Source organism: Burkholderia sp. 9779_493 (assembly GCF_015712215.1).
Lineage (GTDB): Bacteria > Pseudomonadota > Gammaproteobacteria > Burkholderiales > Burkholderiaceae > Burkholderia > Burkholderia cenocepacia.
The window spans coordinates 148572-167898 of the sequence record NZ_JACCQA010000004.1 but is presented as its reverse complement, the minus strand read 5'-3'; the positions used below and the strand labels follow the sequence as shown (position 1 = coordinate 167898).

The 19327-nt window shown below is 66.7% G+C and carries 18 protein-coding genes, 1 tRNA gene and 1 riboswitch; of the genes, 12 read left to right on the top strand and 7 right to left on the bottom strand.

Annotation, left to right across the window (positions count from 1 at the left end; genetic code table 11):
• Window positions 1-7: 7 nt before the first annotated feature.
• Window positions 8-136, top strand: a riboswitch (yybP-ykoY riboswitch).
• Window positions 137-230: 94 nt separating this feature from the next.
• Entirely contained in the window at window positions 231-803 is a 573-nt protein-coding gene (locus H0X95_RS05440; RefSeq protein WP_006482044.1) for a TMEM165/GDT1 family protein, read from the top strand.
• A 54-nt stretch (window positions 804-857) separates the two neighbouring features.
• On the opposite strand, the gene H0X95_RS05435 is transcribed toward H0X95_RS05440, so the two are convergent.
• Entirely contained in the window at window positions 858-1565 is a 708-nt protein-coding gene (locus tag H0X95_RS05435; RefSeq protein WP_196445932.1) for a DUF4136 domain-containing protein, read from the bottom strand.
• A 187-nt stretch (window positions 1566-1752) separates the two neighbouring features.
• Between H0X95_RS05435 and pepN the strand changes: the two genes are divergently transcribed.
• The 7 genes from pepN to H0X95_RS05400 all read left to right on the top strand — a co-directional run bounded on the left by pepN (window position 1753) and on the right by H0X95_RS05400 (window position 9626).
• Window positions 1753-4446 (top strand): aminopeptidase N, encoded by a 2694-nt coding sequence (gene pepN, locus H0X95_RS05430; RefSeq protein WP_196445931.1) that lies wholly within the window; start codon window positions 1753-1755, stop codon window positions 4444-4446.
• 282 nt (window positions 4447-4728) lie between these two features.
• Window positions 4729-5742 (top strand): class 1 fructose-bisphosphatase, encoded by a 1014-nt coding sequence (locus H0X95_RS05425; protein ID WP_006485729.1) that lies wholly within the window; start codon window positions 4729-4731, stop codon window positions 5740-5742.
• A gap of 206 nt (window positions 5743-5948) precedes the next feature.
• A tRNA-Thr gene (locus H0X95_RS05420) sits at window positions 5949-6024 on the top strand.
• A 169-nt stretch (window positions 6025-6193) separates the two neighbouring features.
• Entirely contained in the window at window positions 6194-7003 is an 810-nt protein-coding gene (locus H0X95_RS05415) for a helix-turn-helix transcriptional regulator (RefSeq protein ID WP_006485728.1), read from the top strand.
• A gap of 153 nt (window positions 7004-7156) precedes the next feature.
• A complete protein-coding gene (locus H0X95_RS05410; RefSeq protein WP_059721552.1) occupies window positions 7157-8899 on the top strand; it encodes an FAD-dependent oxidoreductase in 1743 nt (580 codons plus the stop codon).
• A complete protein-coding gene (locus H0X95_RS05405; RefSeq protein WP_059721553.1) occupies window positions 8896-9108 on the top strand; it encodes a hypothetical protein in 213 nt (70 codons plus the stop codon). Before H0X95_RS05410 ends, H0X95_RS05405 begins: the two co-directional genes overlap by 4 nt.
• Window positions 9109-9371: 263 nt before the next feature.
• On the top strand, window positions 9372-9626 hold the full coding sequence (locus H0X95_RS05400; RefSeq protein ID WP_006476609.1) for a GlsB/YeaQ/YmgE family stress response membrane protein: 255 nt from the start codon (window positions 9372-9374) through the stop codon (window positions 9624-9626).
• Between the two features lie 79 nt (window positions 9627-9705).
• Here H0X95_RS05400 and H0X95_RS05395 read toward each other — a convergent pair whose 3' ends face one another.
• The 4 genes from H0X95_RS05395 to H0X95_RS05380 form a co-directional block, all read right to left on the bottom strand.
• Window positions 9706-10191, bottom strand: a complete 486-nt coding sequence (locus tag H0X95_RS05395; protein WP_058902076.1) for a TlpA family protein disulfide reductase — start codon at window positions 10189-10191, stop codon at window positions 9706-9708.
• Window positions 10188-11456 carry a sialidase family protein gene (locus H0X95_RS05390; RefSeq protein ID WP_196445930.1) on the bottom strand — a complete coding sequence of 423 codons (1269 nt, stop codon included), beginning with the start codon at window positions 11454-11456 and terminating at the stop codon, window positions 10188-10190. Before H0X95_RS05390 ends, H0X95_RS05395 begins: the two co-directional genes overlap by 4 nt.
• Window positions 11444-13807 carry a TonB-dependent receptor gene (locus H0X95_RS05385; protein ID WP_196445929.1) on the bottom strand — a complete coding sequence of 788 codons (2364 nt, stop codon included), beginning with the start codon at window positions 13805-13807 and terminating at the stop codon, window positions 11444-11446. The genes H0X95_RS05390 and H0X95_RS05385 overlap by 13 nt, the downstream gene beginning before the upstream one ends.
• A 128-nt stretch (window positions 13808-13935) precedes the next feature.
• Window positions 13936-14325, bottom strand: coding sequence for a DUF2946 domain-containing protein (locus H0X95_RS05380; protein ID WP_006486673.1), 390 nt, complete (start codon window positions 14323-14325; stop codon window positions 13936-13938).
• A gap of 198 nt (window positions 14326-14523) precedes the next feature.
• Here H0X95_RS05380 and H0X95_RS05375 point away from each other — a divergent pair, with 198 nt between their 5' ends.
• Complete coding sequence (locus tag H0X95_RS05375; RefSeq protein ID WP_009690993.1) at window positions 14524-14670, top strand: hypothetical protein; 147 nt, start codon at window positions 14524-14526, stop codon at window positions 14668-14670.
• A 223-nt stretch (window positions 14671-14893) separates the two neighbouring features.
• Window positions 14894-15487: a chorismate mutase gene (locus tag H0X95_RS05370; protein WP_006486628.1), complete on the top strand. Its 594-nt coding sequence runs from the start codon at window positions 14894-14896 to the stop codon at window positions 15485-15487.
• A gap of 13 nt (window positions 15488-15500) precedes the next feature.
• On the opposite strand, the gene H0X95_RS05365 is transcribed toward H0X95_RS05370, so the two are convergent.
• On the bottom strand, window positions 15501-16628 hold the full coding sequence (locus H0X95_RS05365) for an exonuclease domain-containing protein (protein WP_006496574.1): 1128 nt from the start codon (window positions 16626-16628) through the stop codon (window positions 15501-15503).
• 141 nt (window positions 16629-16769) lie between these two features.
• Window positions 16770-16973 (bottom strand): cold-shock protein, encoded by a 204-nt coding sequence (locus H0X95_RS05360; protein ID WP_006476615.1) that lies wholly within the window; start codon window positions 16971-16973, stop codon window positions 16770-16772.
• A 393-nt stretch (window positions 16974-17366) separates the two neighbouring features.
• Here H0X95_RS05360 and H0X95_RS05355 point away from each other — a divergent pair, with 393 nt between their 5' ends.
• Window positions 17367-17633, top strand: coding sequence for a hypothetical protein (locus H0X95_RS05355; protein ID WP_006486644.1), 267 nt, complete (start codon window positions 17367-17369; stop codon window positions 17631-17633).
• A gap of 501 nt (window positions 17634-18134) precedes the next feature.
• Complete coding sequence (locus tag H0X95_RS05350) at window positions 18135-19286, top strand: porin (RefSeq protein ID WP_006486676.1); 1152 nt, start codon at window positions 18135-18137, stop codon at window positions 19284-19286.
• Window positions 19287-19327: the final 41 nt, after the last annotated feature.

The following is a 19327-nucleotide window of genomic DNA, read 5'->3' as shown; positions in this document are numbered from 1 at the left end:
CGCCGTGCTAGAATGCGCCGCTCATTGGGGAGTAGCCGCTCCGCTCGATGTCCCGCGCCCCCGGCGCGCATCGTGACGGAGGCGTCCGTCAACAGACTTGGCCGTTCGGCCATGGCGGACGCAGCCACGTTGGCCTGGCGAGACCGATGGTTCACTGCGCGCCGCATCAGGGCCCGGCGCGCGGTGGATCGTCGCTCGCACGCACAACAACGGCCCGCGGAACCCCATTCGTGTCTCAAGCCTTCCTGATCTCCACCGGCGCCGTCGCCCTCGCTGAAATCGGCGACAAGACCCAACTGCTTTCCCTCGTGCTGGCCGCGCGCTATCGCAAGCCGGTACCGATCATTCTCGGCGTGCTCGTCGCGACGCTCGTCAACCATGGTTTCGCCGGCGCGCTCGGCGAATGGCTGGGCGCGCTCGTCACGCCGTCGATCATGCGCTGGGCGCTCGCGTTCTCGTTCATCGCGATGGGGCTGTGGATTCTCGTACCGGACAAGCTCGACGAGGACGAAGCCAATGCGACCCGCTCGCGGCTCGGCGTGTTCGGCGCGACGCTCGTCGCGTTCTTCCTCGCGGAAATGGGCGACAAGACGCAGATCGCGACCGTCGCGCTGGCCGCGCGCTTCCAGGACTACATCGGTGTCGTGGCCGGCACGACGTTCGGGATGATGCTCGCGAACGTGCCGGCGATCCTGCTCGGCGACCGCTTCGCGCACCGTCTGCCGACGAAGCTCGTACACGGGATCGCAGCCGTGCTGTTCGTCGTGCTCGGCGCGCTGGCGCTGCTGGGTATCGGGGTCTGACGGAAAGGTAGATGGCCGGCGCGGCCGGGCGGCCGCGCCGGAGTGGATGCCGCTTTACTTCGCGACGGCCGCGCCCGAGGCGGGCGCCGGCGGCACCGCGCGCTCGTTGGCGGCCGGCGCCGCCGGCCCGCCGCGCTTGTCGACCGGCAGCCGAACCGAGCGGACCGCGCCGTTCGACAACGGGAAATCGGCGAGCGCGCTGCGCGCGAGGAACGGCATCGCGTACAGCAGCGTGCCGTTGTCGCCGGTCGTGCGCGCGGACACGTTGTAGACCTCCTTGCCGGTCGCGCGCTCGGTGATGCGGATACCGAGCATGTAGTCGAACACCTGGTACGTCTGCGCGACATAGCCGGCCGGCATCGGCCCCCAGGGCCCCCACGGGCCCCAGGGATTCCACGGCCCGCGCCGCCAGTACGGCCCGGGCGCGAACCACGGATCGTAGTAGACCGGCTGCGGCACCGTCACGAGATCGCTGCCGACCGCATAGGTCAGCCCGACGAGATAGCGGGCCTGCGACTGCGGCACCTGCCGGAACGCGTACGCGGACAGCTCGTTCGCGACGATCGGCTCGTAGGTCGACTGCTCGATGCTGTTCTTCTGCGCGTCCGTGCGCGTGAACGCATAGGTGCGCGTCGCGTCGCTGCCGCTCCAGTCGGAGAAGGCCGTGACCTGGGTGGTCACGTAGCTGGTGCAGCCGGTCAGCAGCGCGACGCACAGCGCCGCCGCCCAGCCCGCACCGCGAAAAATCCAATCGCGTTTCATGTTGATCCTCGTCGATCCGTCACCCGTTCGTCGCACCGCGCGAACCACAACGGGATGCCGATAATACGCGGACTGGCGGAAGCGGTAAAAAGTTCGCCCGACACGCAGCCGCAAGCCTTTGTACAATGGCCCGGTTCGCCTGGCCCGCGCGACGGGCCCGTCCCCCACTCCACCGATCTCGACGACCATGTCCGACAACGCCTCCTCCACCGTGATCCGCCGCGCCGACTACACGCCGCCGGCCTTCCTCATCGATTCCGTCGCACTCGAATTCGATCTCGCGCCGGCCCGCACGATCGTCAGGAATACGATGCGCGTGCGCCGCAATCCGGATGCCGCGCCCGCGCCGCACCTGGAACTGATGGGCGAGGCGCTCGAATTCCTCGGCGCGCGGCTGGATGGCGCACCGCACGGCGCGGTGCGCGCGCACGAGCACGGGCTGACCGTCGAGAACGTACCCGACACGTTCGAGCTGACGCTCGAAAGCGCGTGCGCCCCCGACCAGAATACGACGCTGTCGGGCCTCTACGTGTCGAGCGGCAACTTCTTCACGCAGTGCGAAGCCGAAGGCTTTCGCCGCATCACCTACTTCCTCGACCGCCCCGACGTGATGGCGTCGTACGTCGTCACGTTGCGTGCCGACAAGGCCGCGTACCCGGTGCTGCTGTCGAACGGCAACCTCGTCGATTCGGGCGACCTGCCCGACGGCCGCCACTTCGCGAAATGGGAAGACCCGTTCCGCAAGCCGAGCTATCTGTTCGCGCTGGTCGCGGGCAAGCTCGTCGCGATCGAGGAAACGATCACCACCGGCTCCGGCAAGGAAAAGCTGCTGCAGGCGTGGGTCGAACCGGCCGATCTCGACAAGACGCGTCACGCGATGGATTCGCTGATCCACTCGATCCGCTGGGACGAAAAGCGCTTCGGCCTCGAGCTCGATCTCGACCGCTTCATGATCGTCGCGGTCGGCGACTTCAACATGGGCGCGATGGAAAACAAGGGGCTCAACATCTTCAACACGAAGTACGTGCTGGCGAACCCCGAGACCGCGACCGACACCGATTTCGCGAACATCGAGTCGGTGGTCGGCCACGAGTACTTCCACAACTGGACCGGCAACCGCGTGACCTGCCGCGACTGGTTCCAGTTGAGCCTGAAGGAAGGCCTGACGGTGTTCCGCGACCAGGAGTTCTCGGCCGACATGGCCGCGGGCGACGCGGTCGAATCGGCGGCCCGCGCGGTCAAGCGCATCGAGGACGTGCGCGTGCTGCGCCAGCTGCAGTTCGCGGAGGACGCGGGCCCGATGGCGCACCCGGTGCGCCCGGAGAGCTACGTCGAGATCAACAACTTCTACACGATGACGGTCTACGAGAAAGGCTCGGAAGTCGTGCGGATGTACCAGACGCTGTTCGGCCGCGACGGCTTCCGCAAGGGGATGGACCTCTACTTCAAGCGCCACGACGGCCACGCGGTGACCTGCGATGACTTCCGTCACGCGATGGCCGACGCGAACGGACGCGACCTCGCGCAGTTCGAGCGCTGGTACAGCCAGGCCGGCACGCCGCGCGTGTCGGTGCGCACCGCGTACGACGCGGCCGCACGCCGCTATACGGTCACGCTCGCGCAGGGCTACGGCGACGCGTCGCCGGCCGCGCGCGAAACGCAGCAGGGGCCGCTCCTGATCCCGTTCGCGATCGGCCTGATCGGCCGCGACGGCCGTGACCTGCCGCTGCGTCTCGACGGCGAAGCCGCTGCATCGGGCACGACGCGCGTGCTGGAGTTCACCGACACCGAGCAGACCTTCACGTTCGTCGACGTGCCGGAAGCGCCGCTGCCGTCGCTGCTGCGCAACTTCTCGTCGCCGGTGATCGTCGAGTACGACTACAGCGACGACGATCTCGCGTTCCTGCTCGCGCACGACAGCGATCCGTTCAACCGCTGGGAGGCCGGCCAGCGCCTCGCGACGCGCGCGCTGCTGACGCTCGCCGCGCGGGCGGCCGCCAACGCGCCGCTCACGCTCGGCGAGAACTTCGTCGCCGCGTTCCACCGCGTATTGACCGATGAAAGCCTGTCGCCGGCGTTCCGCGAACTCGCGCTGACCCTGCCGTCGGAAACCTATCTCGCCGATCAGATGGCCGAGGCCGATCCGGCCGCCGTGCATCGCGCGCGCCAGTTCGTGCGCCGCCAGCTCGCGACCGCGCTGCGCGCCGACTGGCTCGCTACGTACGAGCAGCACCAGACGCCCGGCGCCTACGAGCCGACCCCGGACGCGTCGGGCCGCCGCGCGCTGAAGAACCTCGCGCTCGCGTATCTGGCCGAACTCGACGATCCGGCCGATGCGGTACGCCTCGCCACGGCCCAGTACGACGCGGCGAACAACATGACCGATCGCGCGGCTGCGCTCGGCGCGCTGCTGTCCGCGGCCGCCGCGGGCGCGAACGGGCCGGCCGAGCACGCGCTCGACGACTTCTACCGCCGCTTCGAGAAGGAAGCGCTCGTGATCGACAAGTGGTTCGCGATGCAGGCGGCGCAACGCGGTACGCCCGCGCAGCCGACGCTCGCGAAGGTGCGCAAGCTGCTCGCGCACCCGGCGTTCAATCTGAAGAATCCGAACCGCGCGCGCTCGCTGATCTTCAGCTTCTGCGCGGCCAATCCCGCGCAATTCCACGCGGCGGACGGTTCGGGCTACGCGTTCTGGGCCGAACAGGTGCTCGCGCTCGACGCGATCAACCCGCAGGTCGCCGCACGCCTCGCGCGCTCGCTCGAACTGTGGCGCCGCTTCACGCCGGCGCTGCGCGACCGGATGCGCGAAGCGCTCGAACAGGTCGCGGCCGGCGCGAAATCGCGTGACGTGCGCGAGATCGTCGAGAAGGCGCTCGCGTAACTTGCGCGTTCGACCTGTCGCGTCCGCGCGATCGAGCCGGTGCCGCCTCACGCGGCGCCGGCTTTTTTATCGTACGAGCACGGCTGCAACCGCACGCGCTCGTGGGGTCGGACCGCTCGGGCGGCCTCCGCGGCGAGGCGCACCCCGCCCGGCGTCGCCGCCCGATACCGCGCAGCTTCGGGCACCCGGCCATGTAACCGGACGAAAAAAGCCGGCGGCACCGGAGGCGCGACGGGTAAAATTGCGGCCATTCAAGGATTCTTTGGCCTTTCGGAGTCTGTCATGTCCATTGCCCGCCGCACCACGCTGTCGAAGTTCCTGATCGAACAGCAACGTGAGACCAACAACCTCCCCGCCGACCTGCGCCTGCTGATCGAAGTCGTCGCCCGCGCGTGCAAGGCGATCAGCTACAACGTGTCGAAGGGCGCGCTCGGCGAAGCGCTCGGCACCGCCGGCAGCGAGAACGTCCAGGGCGAAGTGCAGAAGAAGCTCGACATCCTGTCGAACGAAATCCTGCTCGACGCGAACGAATGGGGTGGCAACCTCGCCGCGATGGCGTCGGAAGAAATGGAAACGTTCTTCCCGATCCCGGCGAACTACCCGCGCGGCGAATACCTGCTCGTGTTCGATCCGCTCGACGGCTCGTCGAACATCGACGTGAACGTGTCGATCGGCACGATCTTCTCGGTGCTGCGCTGCCCGGACGGCAAGCAGGCGACCGAGGAATCGTTCCTGCAACCCGGCACGCAGCAGGTCGCGGCCGGCTACGCCGTCTACGGCCCGCAGACGGTGTTCGTGCTGACGACCGGCAACGGCGTGAACTGCTTCACGCTCGACCGCGAAGTCGGCTCGTGGGTGCTCACGCAGAGCAACATGCAGATCCCGGCCGACACGCGCGAATACGCGATCAACGCATCGAACGCGCGCCACTGGTACGACCCGGTCAAGCGCTACGTCGACGAGCTGAACGCCGGCAAGGACGGCCCGCGCGGCGACAACTTCAACATGCGCTGGATCGCGTCGATGGTGGCCGACGTGCACCGGATCCTGAATCGCGGCGGCATCTTCATGTACCCGGCCGACAAGCGCACGCCCGATCGTCCGGGCAAGCTGCGCCTGATGTACGAAGCGAACCCGATGTCGTTCATCGTCGAACAGGCAGGCGGCGCCGCGACGACCGGCACGCAGCGCATCATGGAAGTGCAGCCGACCGGCCTGCACCAGCGCGTGCCCGTGTTCCTCGGTTCGAAGAACGAAGTCGAGCGCGTGACCGGCTATCACGACGAAGCCAAATAATTGCACTGCAGCACTGGACGAGGGTGCGAGACATCAGTACAATCGCGCCTTCGCGATGTGGCCCTAACGGGTTGCATCGCAGTGAAGTGAAAGCGGAAAGTCCGCCGGATCGAGGGTTTCGCGAAGCAGCCGCAGCAAGCTGAAAAAATTTCGCAAAACCTATTGCCAAGATCGCGGATTTCACCATATAATTTCATTTCTCTGCTGCCGGTGTAGCTCAGTTGGTAGAGCAGCGCATTCGTAATGCGAAGGTCGTAGGTTCGACTCCTATCTCCGGCACCAAGACATAAAGGTCTGACAAGCATCGCTTGTCAGACCTTTTCTATTTTCCGGCGCCGAAATCGTGCGCCCGTCCGCTTTCCGACTCACCCTCGTTTGCGGGCATCTCCCGACTCCCGCGCCGCGTCCCGCCGATTACAATCGCCGGACCATTCCGCCCTCTCCCCGCACCATGCGCACCTGGCGTCTCGAGCGACCGACTTTCTCCGCGCAACTGGACGTGTCCCGCGCGACGCGCCTCGTCGCCGCGATCGGCGGCAACGAACCCGACGCGTTCGCCGGCGAAATCCTGAGGCTGTTCGACGATGCACTGTCGATCACGCAGTGCACGATCTTCGCGTACGAGTTCGGCAACCGCCCGCGCACGCTGTCCGTCGCCGATCATCGCGGCGGCCGCTATCTGCGCGACGTCGCCGACACGTACGCGCGACACTTCTACGCACTCGACGGCAACCAGCCGATCGTCTCGGCCGCCCGGCGCGGCACGCACCGGCACGGCGTGCTGCTGCACCAGCAGGCCGGCGACGAGATCGATCACGAAGCGTATCGCGCGGCGTGCTATCGCGGCCCCGACGTATCCGACCGGCTCGCGTTGCTGATGCAGCCCGACGATGCAACCTGGCTGTCGATCAACCTGTATCGCGCGCATCGCAGCGGCGCATTCCAGCCGCGCGAGATCGCGACGATCGAGGCGCTCGCGCCGCTGATCGCGCAGGCCGCCAAGCATCACTACGCGCTGGCCGGCGCGGCGCAGATCGGCATCCCGCAACGCATGCTCGCGCGACTGCGTCATGCGTGCCCGGCATTGTCGAAGCGCGAACTCGACGTGTTGCGCGGCGTGCTCGAAGGCCAGACCGCGCATGACATCGGCGAGACGATGGGCGTAAAGGCGTCGAGCGTCGTGACCTATCAGAAACGCGCGTATCGGCGCCTCGGCATTTCGAGCCAGCGAGAACTGTTCGCGCTGTGCATGCAGCCCTGAAACGCGTCGGCTCGCACCGGGCGTAGCGCGACCGCCGCCGTACCCGAAATGGGGACAACGGCGGCACGACCGGCTTCCATACTGGATCGACCAGCTGCCCACATCGCTTCACCGATGCGGGCACGTCGAACCGGACCACCCTGGAAGCCAACGATGGATATCGACTTCAAGCCCTACCCGTTCGTCGCCGAGCGCCATCCCGCGCATCTGCCGGAGCGTGACGGCGGCATCGACACGCGCCGGCATCGCGTCGCGATCGTCGGCGGCGGCCCCGTGGGCCTCGCCGTCGCGCTCGGCCTCGCGAATCACGGCATCCGCAGCGTGCTGATCGAAGCCGACGATTCGGTCTGCCACGGCAGCCGCGCCATCTGCATCTCGCGCCGCAGCCTCGAGATCGTCGAGCGGCTCGGCGCGCTCGACGATTTCCTGCGCACGGGGCTCCCATGGACCGGCGGCCGCAGTTTCTACCGGCGCGACGAAGTGCTGCATTTCACGATGCCGCAGGACGCGAACCAGAAGCTGCCACCGATGGTGAATCTCGCGCAATATCACATCGAACAATTCCTGCTCGATGCCGCGCTGCGCCAGCCCGACCTGATCGAGATCCGCTGGCAGACGAAGGTGACCGGCGTGACGCGGCTGCCGGACGGTGTGCGCATCGACGTCGACACGCCGCTCGGCGGCTACGCATTCGATGCCGACTGGGTCGTTGCGTGCGACGGCGGCCGCAGCACGATGCGCGACGCGCTCGGCCTGTCGCTGCGCGGCACGACCTACGAGGGCCGCTACGTGATCGTCGACATCGCGCTCGACAGCGACCGGCCGACCGAACGCCTGGCCTACTTCGATCCGTCGTCGAATCCGGGCTCCACCGTGCTCGTCCACAAGCAGCCCGACAACGTATGGCGGATCGACTACCAGTTGCGTGACGACGAGGATCCCGCAGCGGCCGTGAAGCCGGAGAACGTGATCCCGCGCGTGCAGGACCTGCTCGACATGATGGGCGAGCGCGGCGCGTGGTCGCCCATCTGGATCACGATCTACAAGGCGAACGCGCTGACGCTCGAACGCTACCGGCACGACCGCGTGCTGTTCTGCGGCGATGCCGCGCATCTCGTGCCAATCTTCGGCGTGCGTGGCGCGAATTCGGGTATCGACGATGCCGACAATGTCGCGTGGAAGCTCGCGTACGTGATCCGCGGCATCGCGTCGGACGCGCTGCTCGACAGCTACTCGGACGAGCGCGTGTTCGCGGCGCACGAGAACCTGCGCTACGGCACGAAGAGCACCGAGTTCATGGCGCCGCCGTCGTTTGCGTTCGCGCTGATGCGCAAGGCCGTGCTGACGCTCGCGGTGCGGCATCCGGCACTGCGTTCGCTGATCAACCCGCGCCAGACATCGGCCATCGCGTATGCCAGGTCGCCGCTCAACACGGCCGAACGCGACACCTTCGCGGCCGGCCCGGCGCCCGGCACGGTGCTCCCCGAGTGTCCGTTGACGCTGTACGGGGCGCATGGCGACGATACGCACCGCGGCCACCTGACCGATCTCGTCGCGCCGCGCTTCACCGCGTTCTGCTTCACGGCGGACGGCGTGCCCGATCCATCGCTCGCCGCGCTCGAGCCACGCCTGCAGGCAGCGCACATACCGTTCGCGCTCGTCACGCTCGCCCGGCATGCGGCGACCGTACGGCATCCGGCCTGCCGCGGCCACGACGACGACGGGCGGCTGTTCGACATGTACGGCGCACGCGACGGCACCGTCTATCTCGTGCGTCCGGACGGGCACGTGCTCGGTCGCTGGCACGATGCGCGGGCCGACGACGTGAGCGCCGCACTCGATCGCGCGCTCCATCCGCACGCTTCGATCGAAACCGATCTTCAGGAGACCGCATGATGACGGACACCGAACGCGACACGCTCTACACCGCTCTGTGCCACACGATGACCCGGATCGGTGAAGCCGATGCGTCGCTCTTCCTCGCCCGTTTGGCGCTGCTGTCGATCGAGGCGATCGACGATGCCGCGACCGTCGCGCGACTGATCGCCGACGCAGCCGACGGACTGCCGGAGGCCACCCTGCCCACGACGACGCACGAGAGATAACGCGTTCGACCGATGAGCCGCAGCGGCAACCCGATTCTTACAAATTCATTTCGCCATGCGTCTCGTGCGCACGAATCGTGCCGTACGCAGACAAATCACCTGGAAAATCTGCTTAAGGGTGCATAACATTACTTAACGATTCTGACCCGTCTATCGCGTTACATTGCGTGGGCGGCGCGGCGGTCGCAGCCGCTTTCAACCAGCTTGCGGCGCGCGGCGGCCGGTACGCGGTCATTTCGACTCAACCCAAGGAGAGGACCACCATGACTCATGGCTTGATTATGTGGCTCATCATCGGCGCGATCGCCGGCTGGCTTGCCGGCTTGCTCGTGAAGGGCGGCGGCTTCGGGCTGATCGTCGACATCATCGTCGGGATCGTCGGCGCGGTGATCGGCGGCTGGCTTGCCGGGTTGCTCGGCATCAGCATCGGCAGCGGCTTCATCGGTTCGGTGATCGTCGCGGTCATCGGCGCGGTGATCCTGCTGTTCGTGATCCGGCTATTCAGGCGAGCGGCCTGACGTTTCTCTCCACGCGCCTTCGGGCGCGTTTTCGCATCGGGCCGGCGCGCGGCCGGTTCGCCGCGCGCCGCCCGCTGCGTCACCGCTTCGCGTGCTGCAGCCAGCCGTCGAGCACGTCGGCCGTCAGCAAGCCGCTGCGCGCGTCACGCACGCCCTCGCGCCCGATCCACACGGTGCGCGGCATCTCCCCTCGCCATCCCGCATCGAGCGCCGTTCGCAGCCGCTCGGGCATCGGCTCCGCGTTCGCATACTGCGCGACCTGCGGCGGCAGATTCATCTGCGCCAGCGCCTGCGCGATCGCCGCACCGTTGTCGTCGTACGCATCCATCGCGACCATCGCGAGCTGCACGCCCGGATGACGGCGCTGCCACGCGACCAGATGCGCGGCGTTCTCGCGACAGTATCCGCAATCGAGCGACCAGATCTCGACCGCCAGCGGCCGCTCGCGCGCCGCCGCGTACAGGCGCGCGACGTCCGCCGCGCGCAACGGCTGCAATGCACCGCCGCCCGCCCATGCGGGCAGGCTCGCGAGCACGATGCCGAGCCATGCCATCAGCCGCTTCATTGCACTCCCTCCACGGCGATCAGCCGATAGCCGTCGTTGCGCGTGCGCCACGACAGGTAGATGCGGCCCGCATCGTCGAGCAATTGCGGGTTGTCGCTCGCGCCCGCCGTCGACGCGATCACGCGCGGCGCCGACCAGTGCTCGCCGCGGTCATCCGACCGACGCAGCTTGATCTGCATCGTGTCGCCGTCGAACGCCTTCCAAGCGAGCCACACGACGTCGCCGTGCGCGACGAGCGCCGCATGCGACGCCTGCTCGCCGGGCACCGCGGGATTCGCGCCGAATGCCCACGGTGTACCGCGCGGCTGGCCATCGGCGCCGATGCGCGAATAGAACACGTCGGCGCGACCGTCGACGACGCCGAACCACGCCACATGTCGCGTGCCGTCCGGCGTGATCGCGAGCGCCGGCCCGTGTTCGGGGCACGCCTCGACGTGCCAGTTCGAGAACGTCGCGCGTATCGGCAGGACCGGCTCGGACGCCGATACGGGCAGCACCGCGAGCGCGTGATCGCGGATCTGCCCCGGGAACACGTTGCGCCACACGGCCTCGATGCGCCCGGCCGGATCGATCGCCATCGCGATCCGGCAGCATTCGCAGGTGTGGTCGGTCACCTTGCGCTCGGGGTCGAACGACGCGCCGCCGTCGCGTGACACCGCGTAGTAGACGGCCGCGCCTTCGTACGTCTGCCCGGCCGCCTTCGCCGCGACGAGATCACGCTTGTCGATCCATGCGATCGCGATGTTGCCGGCGGGATCGACGGCCATCATGTCGAAGCGGTGCGTGATCGCCTGCCGGTCGCGATGCACGGTCACGGGCACGCTCCATGTCGCGCCGCCGTCGAGCGAGCGCGAGAAGCGCACCATGCCGGTGTACGGCGCATCGAGCGGCATCGACCACGACACGTACACCGCGCGCCCGTCCGGGCTCGTCGCGAGCTTCGGGCGATTCTCGGCGCTCGTGTAGATCGGCTCGGGCATCGCATTGACGGTGACGGGCGCGGACAGCGTGCGCCCGGCGTCGTCGGAATGCGCGACGACGACATGCGCGCCTTCGACCCATGCGACCCACAGCCGATGACGCGTATCGAACGCGGCGCCCGTCGCGAGCGGCTGCTTCTGCTGCGCGGGCGTCGCCTGCATGCTCGTGTGCGCGGCGTGCGGATCGGCGGCTTTCGGCACGCTGGACGCATCATGCGCGCCGGCGGTCGAGAGCGCCGCGAGCCACAGCGCGCAGCCCGCCGCGAACGATCTCACAGCGACCATTTCAGTTCTCCATAGAAAGTGCGGCCCGGATACGGGTGGAACGTGTAGTAGCGGCGGTCCGTCAGGTTGTCGATGCCGGCCGACGCGGTCCAGTGACGATCGAAGCGGTAGCGTGCCTTCAGATCGACGACCGTGAACGAGCTCGTGCCGCCGTAGACGTCCGGATTCACGTCGCTGTTGTCGAGCGTGTTGTACTGGCGGCCCGAGTAGCGCACGCCGACGCTCGCGAGCCAGTGCTCGTCGAAGCGATACGACGCGAGCAGGTTCGCGCGCATGCGCGGAATGCGCGGGAAACGCGACCCGACGTAGGCCGGGTTCGCGGCATCGGCAAGGATCTGCGCGTTGCTCGCCGACACGTTCGCGTCGAGGTTGAGCCCGCGCAGCCCGACGTTCTCGCCGCTGAACGCGAGCTCGACGCCACGCACGCGCACGCGGTCGACGTTCGAGATGTTGGTGACGGTCGTCGCGCCCGACGCCGTCGTCTGGCTGTAGATCGAATCGCGCAGGTCGCTCTGGAACACGCTGGCGCGCACGACGCCGACGCCCACGTCGCGTTCGGCCGTGAAATCCCAGTCGATCGCCTTTTCGGGCCGCAGGTTCGGATTGTTGTTGACGATCGCGTTGTTCGAAATCGTGCCCTGGAACAGCTCGCCGACCGTCGGAAACCGCGTGCCGGTCGCGAACGACAGCCGGAAGCGCCAGACTTCCGTCGCGTCCCACTGCAGCGCGACTTTCGGCGACAGCGCATTCGCGCTCCGGTCCGCATAGCCGAACGTGCCTTTCGCATTGCCGAGCGCGCCGCCGTACGCATCCCAGCGCTCGTAGCGCAGCCCGAGCGTCGCGAGCCAGCCCGGCGCGAAGCGCCACGCGTCCTGCCCGAACAGCGCCTGCGTGCGCGTGTCGCCACGATAGACGCTCGCGAGCGACGTGGTCGGCCCGGCCAGCCAGTCGGCGGTGTTGTACGTGACGTTGCGCAGGAAGTAGTTGTCGTAGTGATAGCCGAACGTGAACGTATGGCCTTTCACTTCCGGCGCCTCGGCCTTCAGGTCGAGCGTGCGCCAGCCGGTGCCGTCGCCCTGGAACAGCGTGCCGGCCCCACCCTGCACGGTCGAGGCCGCGCGCAGCACGTCGCGCGACACGTCGTACGCGGATACCACGCCCGACAACCGCCAGCCGGAATCGAGCCGGCCGTTCAGCCCGAGCGCGTACAGCCAGTTCTCCTGGTCGCCACGCTGCGGCGCGAACGCGTTCGGCGCGACGGTCATGTTCTGCCCGCCGATCGACACGTTGCCGCCGTAGACCGGATTGCCCGTCGCATCGCGCAGGAAGGTCTCGCCGTGCTGCCGGTAATGGTTCTCCCAATGCCCGAGCGTCAGCGTCGCATCGACGTGATCGGTGAACGCATAGCCCATCCGGACCGTCTCGTTGAGCTGCTCGGTCCGCTCGATCGTCTGCGCGCCGACGATGGTCCGCGGCTTGCCGTTGGGGCCGATGTCGGTCGCGGCGCCCGTCACGGGCACGGCGGCGCCCAGCCTCGGGTTGTAGGCCGAAGCGGGGCTCGCATACTGCATCGGCTGGCCGTTGTTCTCCAGCCGGTCGAGCGACAGCGCGAACCAGAACCGGCCGACGCGGTTCGCGATCCGCGCGGTCTGATGATTGCCGCCGAGGCTATCGGCAAAGCCGTAGCCGTCGTGGTAGCGCTGCGTGAAAAACTGCGTCGACAGCGACGCCTCGAGCTGTTCCGGGCGGCGCGTGGTGAGCAGCACGGTCGAGCCGATCGAATTGCCCGGATACAGCGCGGAAAAGGGGCCATAGAGCACGTCGACGCGCGCGATGTCGTCGGGCGGAATCAGCGACCAGCGCGGCGGGTACGCGTAGCTCGACCCGAGCAGGTTCGACAGCAGCACGCCGTCGGCATAGACGAGCCCGCGCGCGCTCTGCAGTTCGTTGAAGTCGCGGCCCGCGAAGATGCTGTTGCGGTCACCGATGTAGCGCTTGCGGACCATCAGGTTCGGCGCGTACTTCAGCGCGTCCTCGGTGGTGACGTTGGTGTGCGCATCGATCTGCTCGCGGGTGATCGACGTGACGACGGCCGGCGTATCCGGGTCGACCGGTTGCCGCTGCGCGGTCACGCTGACGGCGCTCAGCGTGTCGCCGGCCGGTGTGGCCGATGCCGCGACACCGGCGGAAGCCGGCGTGGCGATGGCGGAACGATCGGCGTCGCCGCCGCGGGCGGCCTCGGCGCGTGCATCGTCGGTCGAAGCCGCGTGAGCGGCCGGCCATGCGAAAGCGGTCGCGCATGCGAGCGCGAGCCGGCAGCGCGACGGCCGCGCGGCAAAGGTAGACGACATGAGTGAATTCCTGAAAACGTGATCGGACGCCGCCGGACACGGGTGCGCGAGCCGCGCACGAACGACGCGACGCGCGGACCGGGGCCGCGGGCGGCTCGCGCGCCACCAGGGCGCGCGGACGACATCAATCAGATCGGGAGGTTTTCAGGCGGGGCGCGCGGCTGCGCGAGACGGATGCCCTTGCGGGGTACATCGGGAACGACCGGCGCGGCCACCCGATACGCGAACGTCCGCACGAAGCCCGGCATCGCGGGCAGGCTCGTGCCCAGCGCGACGTTCGCCGCGAAGCCGGGGCAGTACACGCAGTGCGGGACGCCGGCATGGTCGAACGACGACGTGTCGCGGTCGTCGCCCGCTTGTGCGAGCACGACCTGACGGGCGCCCGCTGCACTGCACAATTCGAGCGTGAGTGCGCCGGAGCCGCTCGACGCGAGACGCGCGTAGCCGACGACGGGCGACAGTACGTTCAGTACCAGCGCCAGCCATACGAGGCCGATCCATCGCGTCGTTCGTCTCATCGCGGTCCAGGAAAAAGTGCGCGCAAGTATAACAAGCGGCCCGATTGTTGCCGATCGTGCAGCGTGCAATACCGGGCATCGCACCGCGCGCCGGAACGCATGTGCCGTTAATACAACAGAGACAAAATCTAACGATTCGCCGCTGGCATAAATCCGAGCGCGAGGTTGATAATCATTGAACCTGCTGGAGAAACGATCATGGACGAAAGACCCACTCGCATGCCACCGCCCGAGCAAGTGATGAGCCCGGATCCGGAACCCGTCGGCGTGGAATTCCTCGCCGAGCTGCCCGAGCACGTTCGGGCATTCTTCGACGAGCAGCACAAGCTGTACTCGCCGAAGTGAACGTCAGTTCGGTTCTGTAACCGCCACGTGTCGATCATCGCTATCGTGCGGTTCATCCGTGCGCTTCGCGCGCAATTCGCCTCGCACCCGGGCCGCAACAGCCTGACGGTGCCGGATCAGCTCGCCTGCTGATTCTCCTGTCGCGACGCTACGCCGCGCGACTGTCTTCGTCTATCCTTCTGGTTTTCCACGTCCGGCCCGCCCGGGTCTCCCGATCGTTCCGATGAAGCAAGCCATTCGTGCCAGCCTCGCTGTCGCCGCGCTCGGCGTCGCCCTCCTTTCGTCTCCGCATCCCGCCCGGGCAGACGGCGACGACACCGCCCTCACCAACATCGTGGCGCTCGCGTCGCAGCGCCTCGCGCTCGCCGAACCGGTCGCGCGCTGGAAATGGGCGAATCACAAGGCCATCGAGGACCGGCCGCGCGAAGCGGCCCTGCTCACGGCGGTCGAACAGCGCGCCGTTCAGGCCGGCATCGATCCCGCGTTCGCCCGTACGTTCTTCGAGGACCAGATCACGGCGAGCAAGGACGTGCAGAATGCACTGTTCGCGACCTGGCGCACGACGCGGCCGCCGGAAGGCACACCGCCCGATCTCGCGACCAGCACGCGGCCGGCGCTCGATCGGCTGACGCAGAAAATGCTGACCGGTCTCGCGCAGGTCGCCCCGCTACGCGCGGCGCCCGATTGCCAGGCGCGGCTCGCGCGCAGCATCGCGAACTGGAAGACGCTCACCCGCTACGATTCCACGCAGACGCAGGCACTCGATACCGCGCTGTCGCACGTCTGCTCCGCCGGCGGAGCCAGCGCGATCGGCTGACGCGCCGTGGCGCTCAATCCGCCGGCGTGAGCGCCATGAGCGGAATCACCTGCAGGCCGCGCGCGAGATGCGTCTGCAGCAGGCGATGGGTGAAGGGTTCGAACACACTGGCCGCCGCGTCGGCCACGAGCCGCGCGGCCGCATCGAGCGATTCCGCCGAACCGAGATAGCACCAGCCGTCGATCACATGAAACAGGCGGCGCTCGCCGTTCGCCTCGAACGCGACGGCGCCTTCGAACGGCCAGGGCGCGCCACCCGCGCGGGTAGCGTCGGCCGTGGGGCGCCGGTTGTACGACGGGCGCAACCGGGCAATCCATTGCGCTTCGGCGAGCATCGCCCCCAGCTCGTTGCCGGTCTCGCGCCATTCGACACGGCGCACCTGCTGCGCCAGCCGCATTTCCTTCGACGACCGGCGTTCGCCGGTCAACAGCGCACGCAGCCGCTGCCGCACGCGCACGCTGCGGCCGACATACAGCGCTTCGTCACGCTCCCCGAACAACGCATACGCGCCGCACCCTGCCGGCGCGGTATCCAGCCACGCCTCGGTCAGATCGCCGCCCAGACGGAAGTGACGCGTCGTCCGCGCGATCTGGTCGCGCAGCCGCTCGAGCGGCACGATCTCGTGCAACTGGCGCCAGAACTGCCAGAGCAGGTCGGCATCGGCCAGCGCCCGGTGGCGCGCGGCCGGAACGAGCCCATGCCGTTCGATCAGCGCATCGAGCCCGTGCCGCGATTCGCGCGGAAACAGCGCGCGCGACAGCCGCACCGTGCAGAGCACATCGGGATTGAAGGCCAGCCCGGCGCGCTCGAACTCGGCGCGCAGGAAACCGCGGTCGAAGCTCGCGTTGTGCGCGACGAACAGCTTCCCGTCGAGCCGCTCGAACAACGCCGGCGCGAGCGACGCGAACGTCGGCGCGTCGCGCACCATCGCGTCGGAGATGCCCGTCAGTTGCTGGATGAACGGCGGGATCGCCTGCCCCGGATTGACGAGACTCGTCCACGTCGACACGCCGAGCGGTCCGATTTCGACCACGCCGATTTCGGTGATGCGGTGGTCGGCGGACGAGCCGCCGGTGGTTTCGAGGTCGACGAAGACGAGCGGCTGTTCGCTGGCGGGATCGGACGGACGGGAATCGGACATGAAAAGACTGGGAAACGATGCTTCCGTGAGTATGCACCGGCGGGCGTACTCGCGGCCAGCCCGGACCGGTTTGCTCCGTCCCCGGAAAACAAAAAGCCCCCGCGATGCGGGGGCCGGACGTGATCGGCGATGCGTGGCGCGTCAGACCGCCTGGATATTCGCTGCCTGCTTGCCTTTCGGGCCGACCTTGACGTCGAACGAGACACGCTGGTTTTCCTTCAGCGTCTTGAAGCCGTCCATCCGGATTTCGGAAAAGTGCGCAAACAAATCTTCACCGCCATTGTCCGACGTAATAAAGCCAAAACCTTTAGCATCGTTAAACCATTTCACGATACCGGTATCCATGTCTTCGTTCCCCACTCGATAAGATCAAAAAAGCTATTTTTATAGCCGTTACCCGAAATCCCGAAACATTGCGCCAGCACCCGCACCAGCACGCCGCCCGAGGACGGAGTGCTGACTTTATAAATTGGACAATCCGGGTGCGTCAAGAAAATTTTTGGCGACCGTTTTATCGAAAAGACGCTAATAGCACTGGAATCGGTACACCATCGCCTTTGATTAATTGATTCGCATCAAAAACCTGTCAATATTACCGGGACCGGATCGCCAATAATCCGGGGCGTGAAATTCCTACCGGGGACAAATCGATTCGGTAAAATCCTCGGGTTTTTTCCGGGTTGCAGAAATGCGGGGACGTTGCGATCCTGAATCAACACCGGAAGGAAGGAGAGGGTCATGTGGCTGGACGGAATCAAGCGCTTCGCGAGCCGGCTCGGACGCGTACGTCGCAAGTCCCGCGCCCTGGCCGAGTCCGCGCGCGAAGCGCCGTGCGACACCGAATTCGATATGACGTGGCACGGCGATCACTGGCAGAACCTGCTCGCATCGCCTCTCGATGCCCGTCACTACGTGATGGAAGACTGGACCTACACGCCGCCGCCGATCGAGGCAGAAGAAGCCGTGCCCGCGGGCAAGCGCAAGCGCCGCTCGTACACGCAGTAGCGCACCGGGCAGCAGGGCAAAAAAAAGCGCGACTGGGAAGTCGCGCCGACAAAGGTTTGGAGATCTTTTCCGTCAACGAAAAAGTCTGCTTCGGAAAGCAGAGATCGCAGTATAACGAGAGAACTACCTTTCATTATCCATGCTCCACACAAACCTCTATTGCCGATGTGTCAATAATCGCGCTATAGCTGCCGCCGCCCGTTGCTGACCGTCTGTCGCAATCGCGCAACGCCCGTTACGTAGTCCTGAGTTCCATTTCATTTCGCTGCACTGCCACAAACCCTTGCGGAGCAACCGTTTGCGCGCTTTTTTCGATTTTTGCGGATTCCAAAATACATTGTTTCTTAAAGTGTGAGCCGTCCCCGCTTCGCGCCCTCCGTACACTGCACATGGCTTTCTGATAAGCGCACCGCCGTTCTGCGGGACCGGCTACAGCGTCAAGCAAAACACGGCCAGTCCGCCGCAGGTTCGATCGACATCATCCTGTTTGGAGACAGATCCATGAAAAAAACCCTGATCGTCACCGCGTTGTCGGGTGTATTCGTTACCGCAGCCCATGCTCAAAGCAGCGTTACGCTGTACGGCCTGATCGACGCAGGCATCACCTATACGAACAATCAGGGCGGCCACAGCTCGTGGTCCGAACGCAGCGGCCAGATCAACGGGAGCCGCTGGGGTCTGCGCGGCACGGAAGATCTCGGCGGCGGCCTGAAAGCGATCTTCGTGCTGGAAAACGGCTTCAACATCGCCAACGGCACGCTCGGCCAGAATGGCCGCGAGTTCGGCCGCCAGGCATTCGTCGGCCTGTCGCAGGAGCAGTTCGGCGCCATCACCCTCGGTCGCCAATACGATAGCGTCGTCGACTATATCGGCCCGCTGTCGCTGACCGGCACGCAATTCGGCGGCACCCAGTTTGCCCACCCGTTCGATAACGACAACCTGAACAATTCGTTCCGGATCAACAACGCCGTCAAATATACGAGCGTCAATTTCGGCGGGCTGAAGTTCGGGGCGTTGTACGGCTTCTCGAACAGCAGCCAGTTCTCGAACAACCGTGCATACAGCGCGGGGGTGTCGTACACCTACGCCGGCTTCAATATCGGCGCCGGCTATCTGCAGCTGAACAACGACATCTCGGGGCTCACGTCGGCCGCGGTCACCAACGGCGCCGGCGCGGTGGCAGGCGACAACACGTTCGTCGGCAAGCGTCAGCGCGTGTTCGGCGGTGGCCTGAACTACACGTTCGGTCCGGCAACGGCCGGCTTCGTCTTCACGCAATCGCGCGTGAACCGGGCGCTCGGCATCTCTGCCGGTGCGTCGGGCGTGTCGACCGGCCTGGGTCTCAACGGCACGTTTGCCCGCTTCAACAACTACGAAGTGAACGCGCGCTACGCGCTCACGCCGGCGTTGTCGCTGGCCGGGTCGTACACGTACACCGCGGGCTTCCTGGACGGCCGTCATCCGGGCTGGAATCAGTTCAACCTGCAGACCGACTATGCGCTGTCCAAGCGGACCGACGTGTATGTGCAAGGCGTGTATCAGCGCGTCAGCACGGACGGCCTGGGCATCGGCGCCTATGTCAATGGCCTCGGTGGCGCTTCGTCGAGCAACAAGCAGATCGCCGTGACCGCCGGCCTGCGTCACCGTTTCTGAGCCACCGGCACCGCACCATACACCGGAACGGAAAAGCGCCC